Origin of the sequence: Microvirga tunisiensis (assembly GCF_009296175.1) — a bacterium.
GTDB classification, from domain to species: domain Bacteria; phylum Pseudomonadota; class Alphaproteobacteria; order Rhizobiales; family Beijerinckiaceae; genus Microvirga; species Microvirga tunisiensis.
Genome location: NZ_VOSK01000113.1, coordinates 1 through 19,956, shown reverse-complemented (window position 1 = coordinate 19,956; position 19,956 = coordinate 1). Strand labels below are relative to the sequence as shown.

Genomic DNA, 19,956 nt, shown 5'->3' with positions numbered 1-19,956 from the left:
GCTTGCTGCGGCAGTACTTCCCGAAGGGCTCAGACCTGTCCGTGCATAGCCAGAGCGACTTGGATGCGATCGCGCTCAGGCTCAATACTCGGCCAAGAAAAACCCTTGGCTTTCAAACGCCAGGAGCTACGCTGGCCAAAGCTGTTGCGCTCATCACTTGAACCCACCACTCCTTTCGATCTCGAATAGTAACAAAATATCCTCCGGGGGCTGTTGGTTCATGAAAGGGATTGAGTTCGAAGGGGGCATAGAAATTGCCCTCGACTCACTGCTGAATAATCGCTTGGCCGTCCTCTGTGGCGCAGGCTTGTCGATGGCCCCGCCGAGCGCACTGCCGAGCGCGGCGGTGCTCGCCGCTCAGGCCAAGCAGGCCTACGACGCGAAGTATGGCGGCATCAGGGAGCCTCTCCCGGCGGGGATCGAAGAGCAGGCGGAATTCTTCTTCAAAAGGAAGGAGCTTGCAACGGTCTACCTGCGATCTCTGATCGATCCGAACGCGTTTGCTGGCCGTCCGAACCCCGGCCACCACGCCGTCGCCGACCTGCTGCTCGTACGCGGCATCCAAGCCGCAGTCACGACGAATGTCGACTGTATGGTCGAGACGGCCGGGCAACTCCTCTTCGGCCAGATCGGCATGGGCGTGGACGGCCACCAACTCGCGAAGCTCCCGGCTGGCACGGCCCCTTACCTGAAAATCCACGGCTGCCGAACGCAAGACTTGGACAACACTGTGTGGGCTCCCGGGCAACTGGAGGCCGAACCGGTGGCAGGGCGCATTGCGTCGAGCGAGGAATGGCTCAGGATCAACCTTCTCGACCGTGACCTTGTTATCGTCGGCTATTGGTCCGACTGGTCCTACCTCAACGCCATTCTGGAGCGGACGCTCGGAGCGGTGCGTCCCACACGCGTCATCGTGGTCGATCCGGCTGACAACGCCACGTTCGAGACGAAGGCTCCTGCCCTCTACGCGCTCGGACAACGGGCGACGTCCGAGTTCCATCACGTTTCCGCGTCCGGATCGGACTTCCTCGACAGGCTGCGCCTGGAGTTCTCGAAGTCGTTCGTGCGCCGCGTGCTGTGGTCGGGCAAGGAGGCCTATGCCGAGACGACAGGTAACGCTCCCGACGATGCCTGGCTGAAGGCACCGGAGGTCGATAACGACGCACTGTGGTTTGCCCGGCGCGACTTAGAGGGCCGCAGGCCAGGGAAGCCTGCCTGCGACCGTGACCCTCCTCAGGAGGCCTTGCTCGGCCTGACCCTCATTCAATTGAGGGCTAGTGGCGCGACTCCCGACGGTTCATACTGGTCGATGGACGGTCGCCGCATCCGCGTTCTGCGTACGCCGAACCAAGCGCTCCATCGTGTGAAAGCCGAGTTCGAGCGCGAAACGGCACCGGCAGTCGCGCCCGACATTGTCATCGCCGTCGGTGCGGAGACCCAAGCCCTGCCATCCGACATCGTGCGGGACGGAACGACACCGACGATCATCCGGAGCAGTCCGAGCCGCTGGCTCACCCGTCCCGAAGCCGTCGAGGAGCTGAAGCTATGATTGACATCATTGAAGCAAGCGCGGAAATCCTTGGCGAAAACGGCTTCGCCACAGCCCGGAGCGCATCCGGGGACACGCAGTTCCTGACTTTCGAGAACGGCACCATCCTTGGTTTCCTGTTCGCCTATGACGATCCCGCCAGCTTGGCGGCTTCCTGGGAGCACGACGCCGACCGCGCCGTCGCGACTCACCAGTTAGGCCTGCGCCGCGCCGGTCAGAAGGCGTGGAACGCCTATACGGTGCTGCTGGCCCGCCAGGAGGCCAGCTTCGCCCAATCTACTGTTCTCGGGACCATCGAGGAAAGCCTAGTCGGGACTCGAAAGATCGCCCGCGCCGGGGTCGCCGACACGTCTGACCTGAGGGCGGCTCTTCTGCCGCTGCTCCCCTTGCAGGCAGCTCCCAAGCTCGACGCCGTAGATATGATCGAGGAGATCCGCCTGCGCACCACCGAGCTGCCGCCGCGGGCCCTCGAAGCGTTCTTCTCGGGTGCGGACGAAACCGCGATCATGCAGGTGCTGGAGGAAGCGCCATGAGACTTGCCTATGTCGACGTGTGCGGTTTCCGCGGGTACCGCAAGCCGGTCCGGATCGAGTTTGCCGAGAGCTTCACCATCATCGATGGTCGCAACGGCGTGGGAAAAAGCACCATCTTCGACGCGATCGAGTTCGCTCTGACCGGAACCCTAAGCAAGTACAAAGATGCCAAAGCGTCTGGTCAGACCGTAGCCGACTATATCTGGTGGACCGGCAAGGGACCTGCACCGGAGGACCGGTATGTGGATGTCGGCTTCGATGTCGGAGGTAAGGTCGCCAGTATCCGCCGGACTCAGTTCGGAGAGCCGGACCAACAGCAGCTGGCGATCGTGTCCGCACAGCTCTGCGACAGCGAGCTGGCCCCGCCCGCACCCCTGGAGCAGCTTTGCTCAGCCTCGATCATTCGTGACGAACACATTGCAGGGCTTAGTCTCGACCTGAAGGAGACGGAACGCTACGCGCTCCTGCGTGATGCCCTGGGTGCTAACGACGCCGACGACTGGATCGCCAAGGCCCACCAGCTCCTGGCTGCCGCGAAACGTCGGACCAGCGCCGCACAGGAAGCGGTCAACGCCGCTAACAGCGCGGTTTCTCAAGCGGCACGACGTATTGATGAAGTGCGGGCGAACATCGTCGCAGACGAAGTCATGTCCGAGGCTGTTCGCCGTCTAAGGGCCTTCGCGGACACGCAGGCTTCGCCGGATCGGCTCATGGGACCCGTGCGCGATCGCATCGCGTCCCTCAATGCACAGGCAGACGCGTTGGAAAGTCTGGCCAAACGCTGGATTGAAGCTGCCCATGCGCGCTTACGCCTAGCGGAACTTGAAGTCGCCGAGGAACAGGTTCGTAGCGAACGGGATGCCGCAAAAGCCGCCTTGGACAACCTTTTCGCCGAAGGCGTAGGCGCATCGCCCTCCTCCGCACTTGCGGCGGAAGCACGTCACCTGATCCAGCTGGTTTCTCTTGGCCGCACCGTCGGCTTGAAGGACGGGTGTTGCCCCCTTTGCGCCAAGAGCCAGTCGCACGCCGAGTTTGATGAAGGCATTGCAGTTGCTGAAGCGATAGCGGCGCGCTTAGACGAAGCTGCCGCTCGCCAGGAGCAGCGGGAACAAGCGACAAAGGCTGCGGAGGTTCGGCTTGAGAGCGCCGAGCGGGCTGTAGCTACGAGCAAAGCTGCGTCCGAGAAGATCCGCTCATTCATGCAATCCTTCGATCATGATCGGAACATGCTGGGAGTTGCCGATACCATCGGGCTCGATGAGCTTGTGGGACGCCAGTCAGAGATCAGAAGTTCAGCCAGCGCCGCGCGTCAGGATCTCAGGATCCTAGAAACGCTCCGTCTCAACAGCGAGCTGGAACGGGCCCAACATGCGGAGATAGAGGCTAAAGCGTTACTAGCCCTGGAACAGGAGAAGTTCGGGCGCGCCCGCAGAGCCGAGGTGAATGCGTCCGCCATCCACGATGCGGCGCGCCGGGCCGCCAGCGAAACGCTCGACCGGAGACTCGACCGGGTTCTCCCGCTGATGTCCGAGCTCTACCGCCGTTTACGCCCGCACCCCGTCTGGCGCGATATCGAGTATTCGATCCGGGGCGACGTGAAGCGCTTCCTAAAGCTGCAAGTCGGGGAAAACCTGAATCCTCAGTTTCTCTTCTCGAGCGGACAACGGCGGGCTACGGGTTTGGCCTTCCTTCTGTCGGTGAACGCGTCGCTGGCCTGGAGCCGATGGCGATCGATCCTTCTCGACGATCCTGTACAGCACGTCGATGACTTCAGGACCGTCCACTTGGCTGAAGTGGCGGCGCAGCTTGTGGCCGAAGGCCGGCAGATCGTCTGCGCTGTCGAGGATGCTGCTTTGGCAGACCTACTTTGCCGCCGACTTCCAGTTCTGCGCACAGGCCAGGCGAAGCGGATTACGTTGGGGCCTGATAGTGATGGCGCATTGTGCAAGCTGCGCGAAAGGGATTTGTCGCCGATGATATCGAGGGCCCTCGTGACGGGCGGCAGTCAATCACGGCTTGGATAGAGACCATAAAAGTACGTGTCCTGCACGCTGATGACTAAGCTGACGTTATTCCATCTGATGCGTTCCCTCAAAAACGGTCGTTTTTGAGAACCCGGTTTCGGACGAACCAGATTGGCTTCCTGACAGAGCGCTGGCATTGGATCTCTTGAGCGGCTGCGGTTAGGCTGCTCTATGAAATCGCAATCCAGGGGGCCGCGCATGTGCAACCTTTATAGTGCCTACACGTCGCAAGCCACGATGCGGAACACCTTCGAGGTGACCCGCGACAATGCCGGAAACCTGCCGCCATTGCCTGGGATCTTCCCCAATCAGATGGCTCCGGCCGTGCGGCTGGCGGATGGCGAGCGCGAGTTTCTGCAAATGCGGTGGAGCTTCCCCCTCCTCCGAAGGTCGACAATCATCCTGTTACGAACGTGCGCAACGTGTCCTCGCCGTTCTGGCGCGGGTGGCTCAAGCCACAGTATCGGGCGCTTATTCCTCTAACCAGCTTCAGCGAATGTGCAGATACCAAGCCGCGCAAAACACTGATTTGGTTTGCTCTAAACAAGGGGATAGGCCGCTGGCGGCGTTCGCCGGCATCTGGCGGCCTTGGAAGGGTGTCCGAGGGACATCCCGTCGAAGGGGAACACTTGCTGTATTCGTTTCTGACCATGGAACCCAGCAGCGTCGTCAAACCGATTCATCCCAAGGCAATGCCTGTGATCCTGACGACGCCGGAAGAATTTGAAACCTGGCTTAATGCGCCCGTCGAAGAGGCTTTGAAGCTGCAACGTCCCTTGCCGGATGATGCACTCCAAATCGTGGCGGAAGGTCACAAATCGGACCAGCCGCAAGCCGCGTGAGGCATCACCCGGCTAGGTCGCAACTCTGTAGAGGGCTTGGAAGCATGTTCCGAACAATGGCTTTAGTGGGCGCATCCCTGCTTTTCACATCAACGCAGGTACTAGCGCTAACCTGTAGCCCAAAGGACGTGACGGCTCGCATTCTCAAGAGCGCACAGCCGAATGACATCCATCCAGATTGGCAGGGAGGTTCGAATATCGGCACGGCCTGGACCCTCAAACTGTCAGGAAGAGTACAAGGTGCAACGGGAACATATCTGAGGGGAGATCTTCTCTCCCCTCGAGGCGGGGTAGTGAACAGAGGCGTCTTTGTATTGCGATCGGAATGGGACTGCTCGAACTAGGGCATGCGCGAAGGGCTTACCCTTGGCACTGTTCGAAGCATTTTCTGATCTCGTCCATATCCTCTTCGGCGGCTCCAGCCTCGGCTAGATCGGTAAGTAGGAGGCCGGTGTTGCTCATGACATCTACGACAACCTGCGGCTCGTCGTGGAGTCGGGCAACCTCCGCCAACGCAAACGCAATCCCCTGATACCGGCCTTTGTGACTATCGCTTGTTGATTCGGTCATATCGAACGGCCTTTGCTGCGGACTCCGGGGACGTATTAGGGCCGGTGCCGGGGCTTATGGGTTTCACGGCGCTGCGTCTCGCGGCGCTGCTGCTCCTGTTGCTCCTGGGCGCGATCGCGCTCTTGCTTCTGCGTCTGCTGCTCGGCGTCCTTGACTGTCTCGGGCTCGGAGGCCTGCGCCTCCGGCTTCGCCCGCTGCTCCTGCTGCACCTGGCGCACAACCTCCATCCGCCACACACCACGCTCTACGGCCCTCTCCTCGCGGTGAGTGACTTCGCCGGTCTTCACGTCTTTCACAGGAACCGGCTTCGTCACATGCTCAATGCCGAGATACTGCGCCTTCACAGTGTCGCCCGGTTGCGCGTCGGCTGCCTTGAGATCCTTGGCTAGCTGAACACTCCAGATCCGATGCACGCGGCCGTCCTCACTCCGCAGATCGACGTAAGGCGAAACGTCGTTCTTCGGATCGTCCTTGTAACGGCCCTCCCCGACTGTCACCAGAACGCCAACCATAGGCGGCCGCTCGGCGCTGTCCTTCTCAGGCTTGGCGATTGGGCTGGCCTCCGGCTTGACTGCGGTGTCCGCCTTGGGTTCGGCTGCTGCGCTCGAGGTGGATTTTTGCGCACGGGCATCTTTCGCCTTCTCCGGCTGCTGCGCGGCCTCACGGACCTCCGCGGTTTCCTTCACAGCTTCCGGCTTGCCAAGACGCTGCCGCTCGGCGGCGATGCGCTCTTGCAGCTCAGGGTTTGTGATCTTGAAGCCGTGTTCGGCGGCAAGGCTCACAACCATGCTCTTGTACTGCTCATTGCCCTTGATCGTCAGACCGTTCCACTTCTCAGAGGACAATTGCAGGGCGGCGCGAACGCTCTCCCGGTCCTGCCAATCGTGGATTTTCACCTGCTCGCCATTGTCCACGAAGGCGAGCTTTTCGCCCGTCGGGGTCTCGCGGAAATAGTGAATATCCGACCCCTTGGCGCGTGAGCGGAAGCCCTCAATGCTGTTCGGCCTCGGCTCAACATAGCGGTCGCCCTCGATGTCCGGACGGCGGCTCTCGGCTTTGGTGCGCTTCTTCGCAACCGCCTGCTCAAGATCCTGAATGGCCTCCTTCGCTGTCTCTTCCAATGCCGGACGCGCCTCCTCGGGGGCGGCTTCGATCATGGCGGTGATATTGGTTTTCAGGGAGTCAACTGTGCTCTCCATCCGCTCAAGCGTCGGCATGGTGGGCGTTCCTTTCTGCTCAGACTGGATTTCGGATTGCCGCTCGGCGCGCTCAATCGCCGTGCGGGTGCGTTCTTGCAGCTCCGACACCCTCCGCTCCGGCGTGGGCGTCAACGGCTGCTGCCGTGCCGCCAGGTCACGGCTGACCGTGACGTAAGCCTCGGGGTTGGTGCAGGAGGGCGTGACTTCGGACAGGCGCGACCGGGGCACGTCCAAGTAATAGACGCTGCCCTTGAACGACGCCGCCAAGGTCTCGGCGGTGGCGCGGTCGCGGGCGAACAGGGGCGCGCTCAACTTATCCGCTCCCGGAGCGTCCGACGCGACCGGCCTCTCCGCGCGGTAAAGCCGGATGCTATCGGGGGCTAGGGTCGGCTCGGGACCAGAGGCCCGGGCAATGGCCACAGCCTGCCAGCCGCGCGCAACCTCATTGGCGCGCTTGCGGCCTTCCTCGCGGGTAGGAATGTGAATAGCGCGGGTCTTCGCTGCCTCGACACGACGGCGGGCGCTCTCGGGAGCGGTGCCGCGCTCGACGCGGCGAATGTCCTTGAGCTTGTAGCCAGGAACATGGGCCTGCTCGAACCGGCTTACGGCTTCCATAGGGATGTTCCGCTGCCGGGCGGCCTCAGCCAAGGTCTCGCGCCAACGCTGGAGATCGTGAACACCAGGGTGCATGGTGCGTCCACGGATGTCCCGCATCCTGACGGCGGCGTGAACATGGATGTGCTGCCGGTTGGTATGAAGGGCGAACACATATTCCCGGCCCTCAAACTCCTGGTCCAGGGTGGCCCGAACGGCGCTCACAAAGGCCTCTTTGTCCGTGCCGGGTTTGGCGGAAAAGATGATGTGCGCAATCTCGCGCTGGTTGGTCGAGCGCAGATCACGCCGCCATGACTTCGCCTCGGACCGTGCGGCCTCTTCGCTCGTCAGAACCTTGCCCTTGCTGGTGATGACGGAGTGCGCGCCGTTCCTGGAGAGGCGCAAGAGATGCAGGCTTGCACCCTCGACCCCATGCAGAAACCCATGAGGCTCGAAGGTGGCTCCATCAAAGGAATCCGACAGGCGGCTCTCAAGAGCGCCAAGGGATTTGCGATTGTCGTAAATCCGGAGCGCCCTGCCCTGCTCGTCGCGTCGCAAGCTGGCGGCCGACATCACGACATGAAGCCGAGATTGAGCGCCCTCCTCCTCGATACGGAAGGCATAGCGATGACCGGCAAGGACCTCAGCAAGAGCGGCTTCAGCCTCCTGTTGTGAAACCTCGCCGTTGATCGTGAGAGTGAAGCTGAGAACGTCTTTCGACGGCTCGCGCGTAGGGGCGTCCTCCTGCCAACGGGCAACAAGCGCCTGAATGGCCTCCCTGCCCTGCACGTGCGATCCGTCCTGACGCTCAAGCGCTAGTTCGCCGTCATGGCTCTGATAGGTCAGAAGCGCCGACACGCGGGCGCGGCCATTGGCGAAACTGGCAAGCTTCACGACGGCGGCTTGCGAACCCATGGCAAGGGCGGCGCGCTTCACTTCGACCGAACGGAGCTCAACCGCATAAGCCTCCTGCACGGCTCCAATCGACTGCATCGCCAGAGCCGGCCGCGCCGCGACGATCCCGGCTCCTGCGGCTGCGACCCGACGGCGACGGCGCTCCTCCTCTTCGGGGGTAACGACGATCCGCGACCCGGACGCGGGGAGATAGCTTGCTGGCCGGGGCGCGGCCGGAGCGGCCGGTGCTGCGGGTGCTGCCGGCATTCCACGCCCCGGGGCCTGCGGCGTGGCCGAGGACCTGACCGGAGCCTCGTCGTAAAGACCGGCCGCAATCTCGTTGGCCTCGCGGAACGCCTGACGACGGACGCGCAACCGAAAGCTGCGAGCGGCAAAATCGAGACCGTCAAAGACCCCTGCCCCGATCATGCCGGCTCATCCTTGATGGCTTTGACTGCCAGTTTCCGCGACCGGGCGCACATGGAAACAAACAGGTCGTCGTAGCCGTCGATGGTCTCTGCGATGTCTTCGAGAACCTTGCGCAAGGTCGCATCAGCCGGAACAAGGCCCTGGTTCATGGCTCGCGCGATCTGATTGAGGTTCACACCCACGGCACGGGTTTGAGCGGAAAGCTGCTCAATGGCAGCCTTCGCCTCGTGGTCGAACGTCGGGCCGAGACCGCCTGCGGCGCGTGCCAGTCGGCGGAAACCCTCGCTTATGGTCACGCCATGCGCTTCGCAGACGGCGGCGAAATGAGTCTTTTCGGACGGTTGCAGCCGTACCGCGACAAGGTCTTTCCGGGTCTCTTTTGCCGCCAAAATCTCTGGTCCTTTGTGAAGTCTGGAGGCTCCGGTTGCCGCTTGGTGGCAACTGCCGGAGCGTTGAGCCCCGCCCGGTGAGGGCACATGCCAGATTGTGTATAACAAGATGTGCTATCCTGCCATTCAAAGTAGAAGATCGATTTCCTTTTCGTGACTCCCACGATTATCTTGATGCTCACGACTCTCAACATCGTCACGACTGTTCCGAGCGTCCCGAGAAGCATGAGGAACACAGTATTCTCGATCGTCACGACAACCTTGATGCTCTGGAGAGCCTTGCACACCACGACGATCAACACGCTCATGACAATCTTGAACGCTGTGAGGATGAGGACGTTCAGGAGACCCTTGAGTGTCACCAGAACCAAGAGGGCTAAGGGAACCGAGAGACTCGTGGGACCTAAGACGATCACGGCAACCGAGAGACCCAAGAACGTCACGGCCGCCACCAATCCCAAAAGCATCAAGGGGCTCAAAAGTGTCCTGGCGGCCACGACAACAGGGGCAATGCGCTTCTCGCTGTGGAAAGGGCAATAAATATTTCCTCTTTAAGCAGGTTGCAAATATATATTGCGTTTAGCGGGAGGTGCCGACCTCCGACCGCTGGCGCATTGGCGGCTGTTTTTGGGCTGCCGGGGAAGGAGAGTGAGAGGAATGGCACAGGCACCCGTTGTCGGCTTTGCGACCTCTAAAGGCGGATCAGGAAAGTCCACGACCTGCATTCTTGTAGCGGGGGAAATTGCCGCTCGAGGCGAGCGCGTTCTGATCCTCGACATTGATCCGCAGCAATCGACGGTCAAATGGTTTGAGCGGTGCAAGGCAGCTGGCGCGGCTCCTGAGCGGATTGAAGTCGTCTCCTGCCTTGGCGAACGCGCGTTAGGGGATCGGCTCGATCATCTGCCCGAGGACGGCCTGGTGCTGATCGATGCTCAAGGGGCGCTCACACCCTCCATGGCGATGGTCGCCGCAAAGGCCGACCTGATCGTGGTCCCAAGCCGCGCCAGTAAACTCGATATCGTCGAGGCGGCTGACTTTGTGAAATACACCTCGCACTTCCGCGACGGCGGGGTGCGGCTCTTCCTCAATGAAGTGGATGGCATTGCCTCCAGGACGAATGTTTTCAAAGAGGCGATCGCCTTCATTGTTGAGGAGGAGATTCCATATTTCCGCACCATGTTGCAGTTGCGGCCGATTTACCGGGCCTTGACGGACAACGGCGGGACCCTCGCAACCATGAAGGCTGACGCCGAACAGATCCGCAAGGCTCGCGCGAACGTCTTTGCTCTCACGACCGAAATTCTAGAGGAACTGTCTGATGGCGGAACTGCCCCTGCCAACGTTCAAGAAGACACCGCGGCCCTCGCTGTCGGTTGATGAAATCCTCGCGAAAGGCCGTGAAGCGGCCGCCGCGACGGGTCAGATCATAACCGGTGATACCCCTCACCCGGTGGAGCACCCGGCTCCTGAACGGGCCGCGCCTCCTTCCCCTCTTCCGACTGGACCCGTCGAACAAGAGCGGCAAGAGCCTGTCGCCTCGCCTGCCGCCAATACCGGGGCTTCGTCAGGCCGCAGGCCGAAACGAAGCAAGCCGACGGCGCGCATTGGCGACGATAAGGGCCGGGTGGTGTGGCAAACGCAGATCCGGCCTGACTTCCTGCTGCAAGTGCGGACACTCGCCCTGCACCGCAATGTGTCACCATATGACGTTCTTGATGATGCCCTCACCGCCTATCTGCGCGACCACGCCGCGAAATGATAGCGGCGGCGGGGCGCTCGATCGTCAATCAGTACGGAGTTTGCGATGTCTCGAACCTCGGTGCCTGAGGCCACGTCCACGGCTCAAGCCAAACGTCCTGGCCGTCCGCCGGTCGAGGATGTTGAGCGCGAATGGTGGGGCGCGATGATCCGCCCTGACTTGCTCCTGGGGCGGCGCAAGCTCGCTCTGGATCGGGGCGTTTTGCCCTATGCCGTTCTCGATGATGCGGTGGAGGCCCTTTTGAAAAAGGAAGCCTCAGTCCGATAGGCTCCTCATCCGTGACGGAAATTTTCCTCACCCGCTGCGATCCAGGCCGCAACATAGCTCGGCTAGAGGACGGCTTGAGGTAAGATTGACAGGCGCGCTAAGCCAGATCGGTGTGCGGGAAATCCTTGCCCTTATAGAGTAAGGGGATGTTGTAGTTCTTCGCACAGGCATAGGCGAACGTATCGCCCATGTTCAACTGAGCCGGATGGGGCTTGCCATATTGAACACGCGCACGGATCGCGCGCTTTCCGATCTCTGGCGTGATGCTGATGTTCCGAACCTTCAAGACGCTCATGAAGTCCGTCACAAGCTCCTCGGCCTCGTCAATGGTGATCTTCTTGGCCTTACTGACAGCAAGAACGCTCTCCATCATGGCAACGGGCGACGTGGTGAGCGGGGTCGTTGCGGCATCCAGCTTAGCGAGCAGAATATCCTTATCCTCTTCGTTCGCCAGAATGCCGCACACGGCGGACGCATCCAAAAACATTACTCCTCCCCCCATTCCTCGTCAGAGGCGCGCTTATGCTCTTCCCAAGTCATGGTGCTGCTGGTGCCAAGCCGCGCTGCCTTTTCCAGAACAGGGGCAAGCAACTCCCGAACACTCTTCCTGCTGTTCTCCTTTTCCATGGCTCCGCTAAGTGCGTCTCTGATCACATCCATTTTCTTGACCCGGCGTACCCGCGCCAAGTGCTCGATCTGACTGAGCAGTTCGGGATCTTTGATATTCAACGCCATTTTGGTACCCCTTCTAGGGTATGTTGGTACCATGTTTAAGGTACCTTTTCAACAAAAAGGTGATCCTTTGGTTCCTCAGCGGCTCGGTGGGCAATGCCGGGGGACCTCGTTCATGCGCCGGAGCCAATGCCCGAGCTGGCCGCGCTGCTCTCCAATTCCGCCCTGTCCCTCCGCAATGGCTGCACCTGGCGCAATCAATCCGTCTGCCTTCATGGCCTCGATCGCCAATGGAAGAAACGGCGATAATCGCCGGCGCCTGCAATGATGGTCTGTGAAAACGACTCGTCGCTGGTGCGGCCGATATCAGCGCGAATCTCGGCCACAAGCTAAGCGCCATCAGCATGAGGCGTGAAGAGTTTCACAACAGGAACTGGGTCGGTCGTCTCGCGGTTAGCAAGCTCGCCGTTCTCGAGCAACTGGCTCCACTCGTCTCCATAGAAAAGACTCGCGATCTGCAATCAACTAAGAAGACAATCGCCGCCGTGATCGGCGGCGGCTTTGTGAACTCTGAGGGCTTGCCCCTCGCCTTTGGGCGGCACAGGTCGGGAGGCAGGAGAGAACACCTCCTGACACTGGCTCGCGCGGCTCGGCTGTCTGTCTAACAAGCCACGAATTGGAATAGCGCTGGCCGGGTCTTACCTGGTCTTTATGAAAGATGCCCGATCGGGCCTTGAGTCTCACAAGAGATCAAGCTGCACATTGCGGGGCTGCGTGGTCGAGGTGACGGCGCGGCCCTCGCGCCGGAGCCGCGCAGCCTCGCGTTTGAGCTCCTCGTCGCTCAAGTGCTGCCACCTGTCGGCGGCCGCCTCGGCTCGCGCGCGGTTGATGGACCGTCTAAGGTTCTGCGCGAGATCCCGGTTCGTTGCGGCTTGTCGGATCAAGGCTGCCGCCACAGCGTCGCCGTCGTGATTCTCAAAGCAAGAGTCGAAGGCGCGGCAAGGCCGCGCGCCGCTGGCGATCAGGTCCGCCGCATAGCGGACCCTCCCGTTAAACGATTGAGGCTTGAAGCTCATGGGACCGCCCTCCCCTCACGCCGCTTGCGGCGTGAGGTCGGCAAGGGCAAGGCTGCGCAAGTGATCGGCAGCCTTCTGTGCTGCGCTGGCGGCGGTGAAAAACGCCCGCTCGTCTTTCCTCAGAAGGGCAATCCAGTTCTCAATATAGCCGGCGTGGCGGATATCGCCGTCAAAGCCAAATTCCGCGCACAGAAAGGCGCTCGTCAGTTCGGCAACCAACTCCTCGGCGGCGTAGGCTTCGGATCCAAAACGGTTCCGCAGGTCGCGGGCAAGGCGGGACTCGTGGCCGGTCCAGTGGCCGAGTTCATGGAAGAGGGTTGCATAGTAATGATCGGCGCTTTTGAAGGCCTCGAAATTCGGCATCATCACAAAGTCGGCGCTCGGGCGGTAGTAGGCTTGACCTTCGCCGTGGCGAACGTCGGCGCGGGTTGCTTTCACAAAGTCCTCTGCAACGTCAATCCGCTGCTCGATGTTCTGCGCCGGGGTTTGGCTGCTAGTGATGGTCTCCGGTAGGTTTTCGATCTGGTCGAGATTGAAGACGGTAAACTCCCGCAGGAACGGAATGCGGCGGGTCTCGGTCTCGCCGCTGTCGCTGGCCTCCTCCTTCTCGAAGGCGTTCACATAAACGATCTTGTGGCCCTTCTCGCCCTTGCGCACGTTGCCGCCGAGGTCCTGCGCCTGCTTGAAGGTCATAAAACGAGGGCTTGCGAAATTGCCTGCGGCTTGCGCGATCCACAGCAGCACGACATTGCAGCCGGAGTAGGCGCGGCCTGTCGCAGCGTTGTGCGGCATCTGCGACCCTGTATAGCCGCTCCACGGCTTCACCCACGGAAGCGCACCCTTCTCCATCTCTCCAAGAATACGGTCCGTGACATCACGATAAAGGTTCCGGTTCATGCTCTCTCTCCTTTGGTGGGCGCAGCGCCAGCGCCTGCGCCCCTGCCTTCGTGGCGAACAGCGGGGGGAGAGGGGGGCAATGCCGAAATCCGGAGGGGGATCTCCCACCCGCAAGCCGCCCTGCGGCTGGAGGGCCGCCGGAGAGCGGTCGTGCAGGGATGGCAGGCCGGGCGATCCGGCCTGACAGACCGAACGATGGGGAGACCGGTTTTCGGGGTTGCTGGGGAGAGGGGGCCGCGCCCCTCGTCCCTCCTGCCGGCACAAGAACTATGAGCCGGCCGCCAAAAGCGGCCGCCGCACAGATGGGCTATTCTGTGAAACTCACGGCGTCAGCCGTGGCAAATAACACTGCGCACCAATTCGACAGACGCCGTAAAAGCTCGCCATGCGCTGGTCACACTCGATGACGTGGCGTTCTGCATTCCCGTGCTTTTCCACTGTGCCGTTCGTCGGGACCGGGAAGCGAGGGCCGTGGCTGTCATCGTCCAGAACCAGTGGCCGCGCTCGCGTCCGTACGGGGAGTGGTACACGCGGCCTGTATCCTGCTCGCGCTCCGATCCCGGCGTCGCCCGATCAATGGCAGTGTCATCGGTTTCGTCGCCTGGGTTCGGTCCACGGATGTCGCGCGTGCGCACGGTCTCACCCCAAGGCCGACCCAGGCGGAACGCGCGGTAGCCTGCAGCACCGTCGCCGTTGCGGTCGTCGAGCCATTTGATCGCCTGGCGCTGGGCGCGCGTGGTCGGTTTGCGGGTTACGGTCCTTGTCTCCGGTTCGAGATGGAAAAGGACCCCGCCGGGGCGGGGCCAAGGTGGGCGACGTCAGTGCGCCGTTGCCGGAATCCGGTCATCGATACCCCAGGGGGCAGCGTCGTAGCCGGCCAGGTGCTTGTTGAGAGCCTTCCCCATGCGGCAGGTGAAGGCGTAGGCGAGGCTCTTCTCGTAGTCGTCGGTCTCGCAGGACTGGTAGTCGAAGCAATCCAGGGCCTTGGCGGCCGCCCCTGCCGGGACGCAGGGGCGGTACCGGAACTCGTAGGTCTCCACGAGCTCGGCGTAATCGAAGGCCTCGGCGCTGCCGGCGAGGCGGTACCGGTGGACAACGGAGCGGACGTTCTCGGTGAGGAGCATCTTGCCGAAGGCAGACGCCGTCTCGGGGCAGACCCGCTCGAGGGTGCCGTGGTCGGTGCGGGCGGCGAAGAGCTCGAGGTCGATGGCAGCGGAGACGATGGTGTCGATATGGGCGGTCGAGACAACGAAGGCGGACATGAGCGCTCTCTCAGGGATGATGCTGAAGGGGGGTGGCGCCCCCGCCGGTGCGGCGGGGGCCGGAGAGTCATTCGCCAGAGCGGCGGGACCAGATGAGGCTGAACTCGTCGCCTTCTCCCTCGACCAGGGAGGCGAAGATCGGGGCAGGAAAGCTCGGATCGTCCATCTTGACCGCAAGGTACTCGCGGCCGTCGCGGGAGGTTTTAAGCCAGGCGGCGCCAAATTCGGTTGTTATGCGGTGCACCGCATAAGACCGATTATGCGGAGAGCGGGATTATGCGGAGCGTTGGCTTGTGAGGGCTGGTTTTCCGCCGGTTTCGGCGGGTTTGGCTCCGCATAACGCCGAGGGTGGAAGGTGGGCGCCCCGCCGGAAGCGGAGCGCCCTTGGCCGGTCATCGCGACCAGATGAGCTTGTGCTCGCCCTTGTCGCCCTGGACCAGGGAGGCGTAGACCGGGGCGGTGAAGGACGGATCGTCGAGCTTGAGCGAGAGGTACTCGGCGCCCGTCTCGCGAGCGGCCCTGGTCCAGCCGGCGCCGAACTCGACACCATTGGCGGTGACGCGATAGTCGGGCGCCTTGTCGTTGTCGCGGTCGCAGGGCTTGATGGTGGCCTTGACGTTGAGGGTGAGGGTCTTGATCGTCCCGGCGTAGGCGCCGTTCTCGTCGCGGATGAAGGTACCGATCTGAGCCATTGTCGTCTCTCCTGAGAGTTGTCCGAAGCCGCCCCATGCGGCCTCGATGGCGGTCGCGAGGCGACGGCCCGGCCGACTGCATCCGCAGGACCGCAGCGCGAGCGCAGGATGGCGGCAGCCGAGCTTGTTGGTGCGCGAGGAATGCGGCGCAGCCGCAGGGGAAGAAGGTCGGCGGAGCCGTTGCAGGCCCAGGCCGGGCCGGCGCCAGACCAGCCCAGAAGAGAGGCCGCTTGGGGGCTTCGCCGGCATGATCGGCCGAGAACGACGCTGGCGGTCGGCGTCTCTCCAACGCGGTCGGCGCTGCCGGTGCGTCATCCTCCCGCGGTCACGGCCACCCGGCCTGCGCCCCGACGCTGCATACCGCGCCTGGCCCGACACCCCGGACTCGTTGAGTTCCTGTTGAGCCGGCAAAACCGCAGATCGCATGGCATAGCGTCGAAGTCTTCGATTTGCTCGACGCGCCGGGCCCTCCCGGCGTGAACAAGCAACACGAAGGAAAACAGGGTGACAAAACGAAAGCGCAGACATTGCCGAAGCGTCGATGTCCGGATCAATTGGCTGCAGCCGCATGTCGACCACTTCAAGGATTGGCTTGCTGAGCAGGACTACTCGCCCGCAACGATAACGGAGGTGGTGCGCCTCCTGGCATTGTGGGGCGATTGGGTGCGCGCGGCCGGCTTCGAGATCGAAACGCTCGACGCCGGCTTCGCCGCATCAGCGTCGGTATTCCGGGGCGGCAAGACCGCCCGCGCACCGCAGGGCGCGGCCGCGCTGTTCATCGCCTATCTGCGCGAGACGAACGTCCTGCCGCCGGTGCAGCCACCGTCACTGGAGGAGACCTGGCCAACACTGGCCGCTTTCCGTCGCTGGATGCGGGAACAGCGCGGCATCAAGGACTCCACGCTCGATACCTATCAAACGATCTTGGTCGACTTGTTGGCGTGGCTCGGCACTGACCCGACAGCTTATACGGCTGCCGCAATCCGTGGCTTCGTACTCGCTCGCGCGAAGCCACACGGGCGCGGACGGGCACAGGGCATCGCCGTCGCCACGCGCGCCTACCTCAGGTATCTCGTGGCGATCGGGCAATGCCCGGTTGGCCGGGAGCATGCCGTTCCGAGCTTCGCAAGCTGGCAGTTGGCGACGACGCCACGCTTCCTGGAGCAAACCGATCTCGACCGCCTCCTTGCCGCTTGTGATGGCGAGCATCGCCTGCGCGACCGGGCCGTCATCCTGCTGCTTGCCCGGCTTGGCCTGCGGGCGAGCGAAGTCGCCAATCTCACCTTCGACCAGATCGACTGGGTGACCGGCCGCATAACCGTTGCCGGCAAGGTCCGGCGCGAAGAACGCTTGCCGCTGACCCAGGAGATCGGCGATGCCATCCTCGCCTATATTGAGCGGGCGCGGCCACGCATCGCGACGACGCGGGTGTTCCTGACGGACACGGCGCCTGTCCGTCCACTCAGTCGCATCGCCGTGAAGTGCATCGTGCACCGCGCCCTCGACAGGGCCGAGATCAAGAGCCCTCATCGCGGCGCCCATGTTCTGCGCCACTCCGCCGCGACAGCCATGCTGCGCCATGGCGCCACTCTTGCCGGCGTCGGTGCCGTGCTGCGGCATCGCTCCCCCTCGGTCACGGCTCTCTATGCCAAGGTGGACATTGGCCTGCTGTCGCAGATCGCGCAGCCCTGGGGTGGGAGGCTGCCATGCTGAGCGACGACGCCGAACGCTCGGCTACAAGCTGGTCAAGGCCGAGCGGCATCTTCGTGCCTTCGCCCGCTTCGCTGCAGGGCGCGCTGAACCCCACATCCGCACAGCGTCTGTTCTCGCCTGGATCGGAACGGTCGCCCGCACGCCAGGCGCCCGCGCGCGGCGTCTAACGGACCTGTTCCTGTTTGCGCGCTTCCTGCATGCCGAAGATCCCCGGCATGAGATCCCGCGCGCCGACGTTACGTGGCGTCGGGAAACGCGGCCGATCCCCTATATCTATACCGCGGACGAGATCGCCCGCATTCTCGCTGCCGCCGGCAATCTCCGGCATCAGACGCCCAATCCCCTGCGGCGCCAGCTCTACACCATGCTGTTCGGTCTGATCGCCGCCACGGGGCTGCGCGTCTCTGAAGCGCTCGCGCTCAGGCTCGACGACATCCAGCCCGGCGGTGTGCTGCACATCCGCGAGACCAAGTTCCGCAAGAGCCGGCTCGTGCCGCTGCACCCGACGGTCATCGACGCGCTCGACCGCTATCTTGAGGTCCGCCGGCAGCGCGCCGGTGAGAGCGACTGGCTGTTCCCGTCCGTCCAGCACCGGAAGCTGTGTCCGACGACGGTGAACTACACGTTCCGCTGCACCCTGCGACGGGCGGGGATCGCGCCGGAGCGGAGCCAGCAGCCCCGCATCCATGACCTTCGCCATACCTTCGCAACCCGCGTGCTGGAACAATGCGGCGCCGAGCGCGGCGCGGTCGCCCGGCACTTCGTCGCCCTGTCGACCTATCTGGGCCATGCCGATATCCGGAACACCTACTGGTATCTCCAGGCGACGCCAGAGATGATGGCGGATATCGCCGCGGCAGCGGAAAGGCTGGTCGGGGAGAGCGCCGCATGACGAAGCTCGCCCCTCTCATCACCGGCTTCCTGCGCGACTACATGCCCCGCCAGCGGGGCTATAGCCCGCAGAGCTGCGAGACCTATGCGTTCAGCTTCAAACTGCTGTTCGACTTCGCCGCGAAACGGCTCGGCAGCCGTCCGTCGCGGCTGACGATCGAAGACCTTGACGCGCCGATGATCGTGGCCTTCCTGGCCCATCTCGAACAGGAGCGCGGCAACGGCGCTTCCACACGCAACCTGCGCCTTGCCGCCATCAAGACGTTCATGCGCTATGTCGAGCACAAGGTGCCCGCCGCTCTGGAGCAGATCGGCCGGGTTCATGCGATCCCGGCCAAACGCCACGATCAGAAGCTCATCCGTCATCTGACGATGGAGGAGGTCCGCGCGATCCTCAACGCTCCTGATCTCGCGACACGCTCCGGCGTGCGCGACCGGGCGATGATGCACCTGTGCTTCGCCGGGGGCTTGCGGGTCTCAGAACTGATCAGCGTCCTGACCGAAAACTTGTCGCTTCAGCACGGCGCAAGCGTGACGATCCGGGGCAAGGGCCGCAAGGAACGTTGCCTGCCGCTCTGGAAGGACACCGCGCGGGATCTCCGCGCCTGGCTGAGCGTCAGGGGCGCGGTGCGCGTGCCGGAGCTCTTCGTCAATGCCCAGGACGAGCCGATGACCCGTGCCGGCTTCGAATACGTGCTCGACAAGCATGTCGGCAAGGCGGCCGAGACCTGCACGTCGCTGCGTCATCGGAGCGTCTCCCCGCATCAGCTCCGGCGTAGCTGCGCGGTCATCATGCTGCAAGCGACCCACGACATCAGGAAGGTCGCCCTATGGCTCGGTCATGCCGACATCCGCACGACAGAGGTCTACCTCCGCATGGACCCCTCCGAAAAGCTGGAAGCGGTCGAGGCGGTCGTCCCGCCAGAACTGAGGCGCGGCCGGTTCAAAGCACCGGATGCGCTGATCGCGTCCTTGCTCTCTGACCTGGAGGCGCCGGCCTGATCGGAACGGGCCCGCGGCGGAAGCGGTTCTGTCTCACCAAGCGGCTCGATCCTGCCCCGGCATCGTGCTCGACATGGTCTGTGCCATGTCGGGCGCGGTATGCAGCGTCGGGGCGCAGGCCGGGTGGCCGTGACCGCGGAGGATGACGCACCGGCAGCGCCGACCGCGCTGGAGAGACGCCGACCGCCAGCGTCGTTCTCGGCCGATCATGCCGGCGAAGCCCCCAAGCGGCCTCTCTTCTGGGCTGGTCTGGCGCCGGCCCGGCCTGGGCCTGCAACGGCTCCGCCGACCTTCTTCCCCTGCGGCTGCGCCGCATTCCTCGCGCACCAACAAGCTCGGCTGCCGCCATCCTGCGCTCGCGCTGCGGTCCTGCGGATGCAGTCGGCCGGGCCGTCGCCTCGCGACCGCCATCGAGGCCGCATGGGGCGGCTTCGGACAACTCTCAGGAGAGACGACAATGGCTCAGATCGGTACCTTCATCCGCGACGAGAACGGCGCCTACGCGTATTGCCTCACCGAAGAATGCTCCCGACACGGATGGTCGTTGCCTCATCTTCATGCTCCCGGCAAGCCTCAGGGCTCTGCGGGCACCGAGCCTTGATCCGATGACCCGAACACCATGGCCCATGCCGCATCCCGGCGCCAGATTTTCAGACGCCGCTGGAGTGTGCGCAGATGCCGCTCGGAGTACTGGTCAGGATA

The 19,956-nt window shown here is 63.0% G+C and carries 20 protein-coding genes and 2 pseudogenes; 11 read left to right on the top strand and 11 right to left on the bottom strand.

What is annotated here, in order from left to right:
* From FS320_RS22780 to FS320_RS50260, 5 genes and pseudogenes are all read left to right on the top strand, one after another.
* Positions 1-161 (top strand): annotated as a pseudogene (locus FS320_RS22780) (IS30 family transposase); the annotation flags it as partial.
* Positions 162-313: 152 nt separating this feature from the next.
* On the top strand, positions 314-1,549 hold the full coding sequence (locus FS320_RS22775; protein ID WP_152714222.1) for a hypothetical protein: 1,236 nt from the start codon (positions 314-316) through the stop codon (positions 1,547-1,549).
* The gene (locus FS320_RS22770; RefSeq protein ID WP_152714221.1) at positions 1,546-2,082 is read left to right on the top strand and encodes a hypothetical protein; all 537 of its coding nucleotides are present in this window, start codon (positions 1,546-1,548) and stop codon (positions 2,080-2,082) included. Before FS320_RS22775 ends, FS320_RS22770 begins: the two co-directional genes overlap by 4 nt.
* The gene (locus FS320_RS22765; protein ID WP_152714220.1) at positions 2,079-4,106 is read left to right on the top strand and encodes an AAA family ATPase; all 2,028 of its coding nucleotides are present in this window, start codon (positions 2,079-2,081) and stop codon (positions 4,104-4,106) included. Before FS320_RS22770 ends, FS320_RS22765 begins: the two co-directional genes overlap by 4 nt.
* Positions 4,107-4,304: 198 nt before the next feature.
* Positions 4,305-4,948: pseudogene (locus FS320_RS50260) on the top strand (SOS response-associated peptidase).
* 605 nt (positions 4,949-5,553) lie between these two features.
* Here the strand turns inward: FS320_RS50260 and FS320_RS22755 are convergent.
* Genes FS320_RS22755 through FS320_RS46090 form a run of 3 tightly spaced genes read right to left on the bottom strand, consistent with a single transcriptional unit; the run spans position 5,554 to position 9,490 of the window.
* Positions 5,554-8,634 (bottom strand): LPD7 domain-containing protein, encoded by a 3,081-nt coding sequence (locus FS320_RS22755; RefSeq protein ID WP_152714218.1) that lies wholly within the window; start codon positions 8,632-8,634, stop codon positions 5,554-5,556.
* Positions 8,631-8,930: a plasmid mobilization relaxosome protein MobC gene (mobC, locus tag FS320_RS46095; RefSeq protein WP_162003180.1), complete on the bottom strand. Its 300-nt coding sequence runs from the start codon at positions 8,928-8,930 to the stop codon at positions 8,631-8,633. The genes FS320_RS22755 and mobC overlap by 4 nt, the downstream gene beginning before the upstream one ends.
* A complete protein-coding gene (locus tag FS320_RS46090) occupies positions 8,927-9,490 on the bottom strand; it encodes a hypothetical protein (protein WP_162003179.1) in 564 nt (187 codons plus the stop codon). The genes mobC and FS320_RS46090 overlap by 4 nt, the downstream gene beginning before the upstream one ends.
* Before the next feature lie 190 nt (positions 9,491-9,680).
* Here FS320_RS46090 and FS320_RS22740 point away from each other — a divergent pair, with 190 nt between their 5' ends.
* From FS320_RS22740 to FS320_RS22730, 3 genes are read left to right on the top strand one after another with little or no spacing between them, the layout of a single operon-like run.
* Entirely contained in the window at positions 9,681-10,400 is a 720-nt protein-coding gene (locus FS320_RS22740) for a ParA family protein (RefSeq protein WP_152714215.1), read from the top strand.
* On the top strand, positions 10,342-10,782 hold the full coding sequence (locus FS320_RS22735) for a dihydrolipoyllysine-residue succinyltransferase component of 2-oxoglutarate dehydrogenase complex (protein ID WP_152714214.1): 441 nt from the start codon (positions 10,342-10,344) through the stop codon (positions 10,780-10,782). Before FS320_RS22740 ends, FS320_RS22735 begins: the two co-directional genes overlap by 59 nt.
* A gap of 45 nt (positions 10,783-10,827) precedes the next feature.
* Complete coding sequence (locus FS320_RS22730; RefSeq protein WP_152714213.1) at positions 10,828-11,049, top strand: hypothetical protein; 222 nt, start codon at positions 10,828-10,830, stop codon at positions 11,047-11,049.
* A gap of 97 nt (positions 11,050-11,146) precedes the next feature.
* Here FS320_RS22730 and FS320_RS22725 read toward each other — a convergent pair whose 3' ends face one another.
* The 8 genes from FS320_RS22725 to FS320_RS22690 form a co-directional block, all read right to left on the bottom strand.
* Positions 11,147-11,536, bottom strand: coding sequence for a type II toxin-antitoxin system VapC family toxin (locus FS320_RS22725; protein ID WP_152714212.1), 390 nt, complete (start codon positions 11,534-11,536; stop codon positions 11,147-11,149).
* A complete protein-coding gene (locus tag FS320_RS22720) occupies positions 11,536-11,784 on the bottom strand; it encodes a type II toxin-antitoxin system VapB family antitoxin (protein ID WP_162003178.1) in 249 nt (82 codons plus the stop codon). The genes FS320_RS22725 and FS320_RS22720 overlap by 1 nt, the downstream gene beginning before the upstream one ends.
* Before the next feature lie 326 nt (positions 11,785-12,110).
* On the bottom strand, positions 12,111-12,242 hold the full coding sequence (locus FS320_RS50835; protein WP_152714210.1) for a DUF2958 domain-containing protein: 132 nt from the start codon (positions 12,240-12,242) through the stop codon (positions 12,111-12,113).
* A 219-nt stretch (positions 12,243-12,461) separates the two neighbouring features.
* The gene (locus FS320_RS22710; protein ID WP_152714209.1) at positions 12,462-12,797 is read right to left on the bottom strand and encodes a hypothetical protein; all 336 of its coding nucleotides are present in this window, start codon (positions 12,795-12,797) and stop codon (positions 12,462-12,464) included.
* Between the two features lie 15 nt (positions 12,798-12,812).
* Positions 12,813-13,694: an ArdC family protein gene (locus FS320_RS22705; RefSeq protein ID WP_152714208.1), complete on the bottom strand. Its 882-nt coding sequence runs from the start codon at positions 13,692-13,694 to the stop codon at positions 12,813-12,815.
* A gap of 818 nt (positions 13,695-14,512) precedes the next feature.
* Positions 14,513-14,956 carry a hypothetical protein gene (locus FS320_RS22700; RefSeq protein ID WP_152714207.1) on the bottom strand — a complete coding sequence of 148 codons (444 nt, stop codon included), beginning with the start codon at positions 14,954-14,956 and terminating at the stop codon, positions 14,513-14,515.
* A gap of 67 nt (positions 14,957-15,023) precedes the next feature.
* Complete coding sequence (locus tag FS320_RS22695; protein WP_162003177.1) at positions 15,024-15,200, bottom strand: DUF736 domain-containing protein; 177 nt, start codon at positions 15,198-15,200, stop codon at positions 15,024-15,026.
* 148 nt (positions 15,201-15,348) lie between these two features.
* Positions 15,349-15,648: a DUF736 domain-containing protein gene (locus tag FS320_RS22690; RefSeq protein ID WP_152714206.1), complete on the bottom strand. Its 300-nt coding sequence runs from the start codon at positions 15,646-15,648 to the stop codon at positions 15,349-15,351.
* 504 nt (positions 15,649-16,152) lie between these two features.
* Between FS320_RS22690 and FS320_RS22685 the strand changes: the two genes are divergently transcribed.
* From FS320_RS22685 to FS320_RS22675, 3 genes are read left to right on the top strand one after another with little or no spacing between them, the layout of a single operon-like run.
* Complete coding sequence (locus FS320_RS22685) at positions 16,153-17,361, top strand: tyrosine-type recombinase/integrase (protein ID WP_162003176.1); 1,209 nt, start codon at positions 16,153-16,155, stop codon at positions 17,359-17,361.
* Positions 17,342-18,253, top strand: coding sequence for a tyrosine-type recombinase/integrase (locus FS320_RS22680; protein WP_338105451.1), 912 nt, complete (start codon positions 17,342-17,344; stop codon positions 18,251-18,253). Before FS320_RS22685 ends, FS320_RS22680 begins: the two co-directional genes overlap by 20 nt.
* The gene (locus FS320_RS22675) at positions 18,250-19,254 is read left to right on the top strand and encodes a tyrosine-type recombinase/integrase (protein ID WP_152714204.1); all 1,005 of its coding nucleotides are present in this window, start codon (positions 18,250-18,252) and stop codon (positions 19,252-19,254) included. Before FS320_RS22680 ends, FS320_RS22675 begins: the two co-directional genes overlap by 4 nt.
* Positions 19,255-19,956: the final 702 nt, after the last annotated feature.

Excerpts from the sequence above, each read along its gene's own strand:
- FS320_RS22725 (WP_152714212.1), bottom strand. The coding sequence starts at position 11,536 with ATGTTTTTGGATGCGTCCGCCGTGTGCGGCATTCTGGCGAACGAAGAG.
- FS320_RS22700 (WP_152714207.1), bottom strand. The coding sequence starts at position 14,956 with ATGTCCGCCTTCGTTGTCTCGACCGCCCATATCGACACCATCGTCTCC.
- FS320_RS22690 (WP_152714206.1), bottom strand. The coding sequence starts at position 15,648 with ATGGCTCAGATCGGTACCTTCATCCGCGACGAGAACGGCGCCTACGCC.
- FS320_RS22775 (WP_152714222.1), top strand. The coding sequence starts at position 314 with ATGGCCCCGCCGAGCGCACTGCCGAGCGCGGCGGTGCTCGCCGCTCAG.
- FS320_RS22765 (WP_152714220.1), top strand. The coding sequence starts at position 2,079 with ATGAGACTTGCCTATGTCGACGTGTGCGGTTTCCGCGGGTACCGCAAG.
- FS320_RS22720 (WP_162003178.1), bottom strand. The coding sequence starts at position 11,784 with ATGGCGTTGAATATCAAAGATCCCGAACTGCTCAGTCAGATCGAGCAC.
- FS320_RS22710 (WP_152714209.1), bottom strand. The coding sequence starts at position 12,797 with ATGAGCTTCAAGCCTCAATCGTTTAACGGGAGGGTCCGCTATGCGGCG.
- FS320_RS22735 (WP_152714214.1), top strand. The coding sequence starts at position 10,342 with ATGGCGGAACTGCCCCTGCCAACGTTCAAGAAGACACCGCGGCCCTCG.
- FS320_RS22755 (WP_152714218.1), bottom strand. The coding sequence starts at position 8,634 with ATGATCGGGGCAGGGGTCTTTGACGGTCTCGATTTTGCCGCTCGCAGC.
- FS320_RS46090 (WP_162003179.1), bottom strand. The coding sequence starts at position 9,490 with ATGCTTTTGGGATTGGTGGCGGCCGTGACGTTCTTGGGTCTCTCGGTT.
- FS320_RS22740 (WP_152714215.1), top strand. The coding sequence starts at position 9,681 with ATGGCACAGGCACCCGTTGTCGGCTTTGCGACCTCTAAAGGCGGATCA.
- FS320_RS22675 (WP_152714204.1), top strand. The coding sequence starts at position 18,250 with ATGACGAAGCTCGCCCCTCTCATCACCGGCTTCCTGCGCGACTACATG.
- FS320_RS22730 (WP_152714213.1), top strand. The coding sequence starts at position 10,828 with ATGTCTCGAACCTCGGTGCCTGAGGCCACGTCCACGGCTCAAGCCAAA.
- FS320_RS22705 (WP_152714208.1), bottom strand. The coding sequence starts at position 13,694 with ATGAACCGGAACCTTTATCGTGATGTCACGGACCGTATTCTTGGAGAG.
- FS320_RS22770 (WP_152714221.1), top strand. The coding sequence starts at position 1,546 with ATGATTGACATCATTGAAGCAAGCGCGGAAATCCTTGGCGAAAACGGC.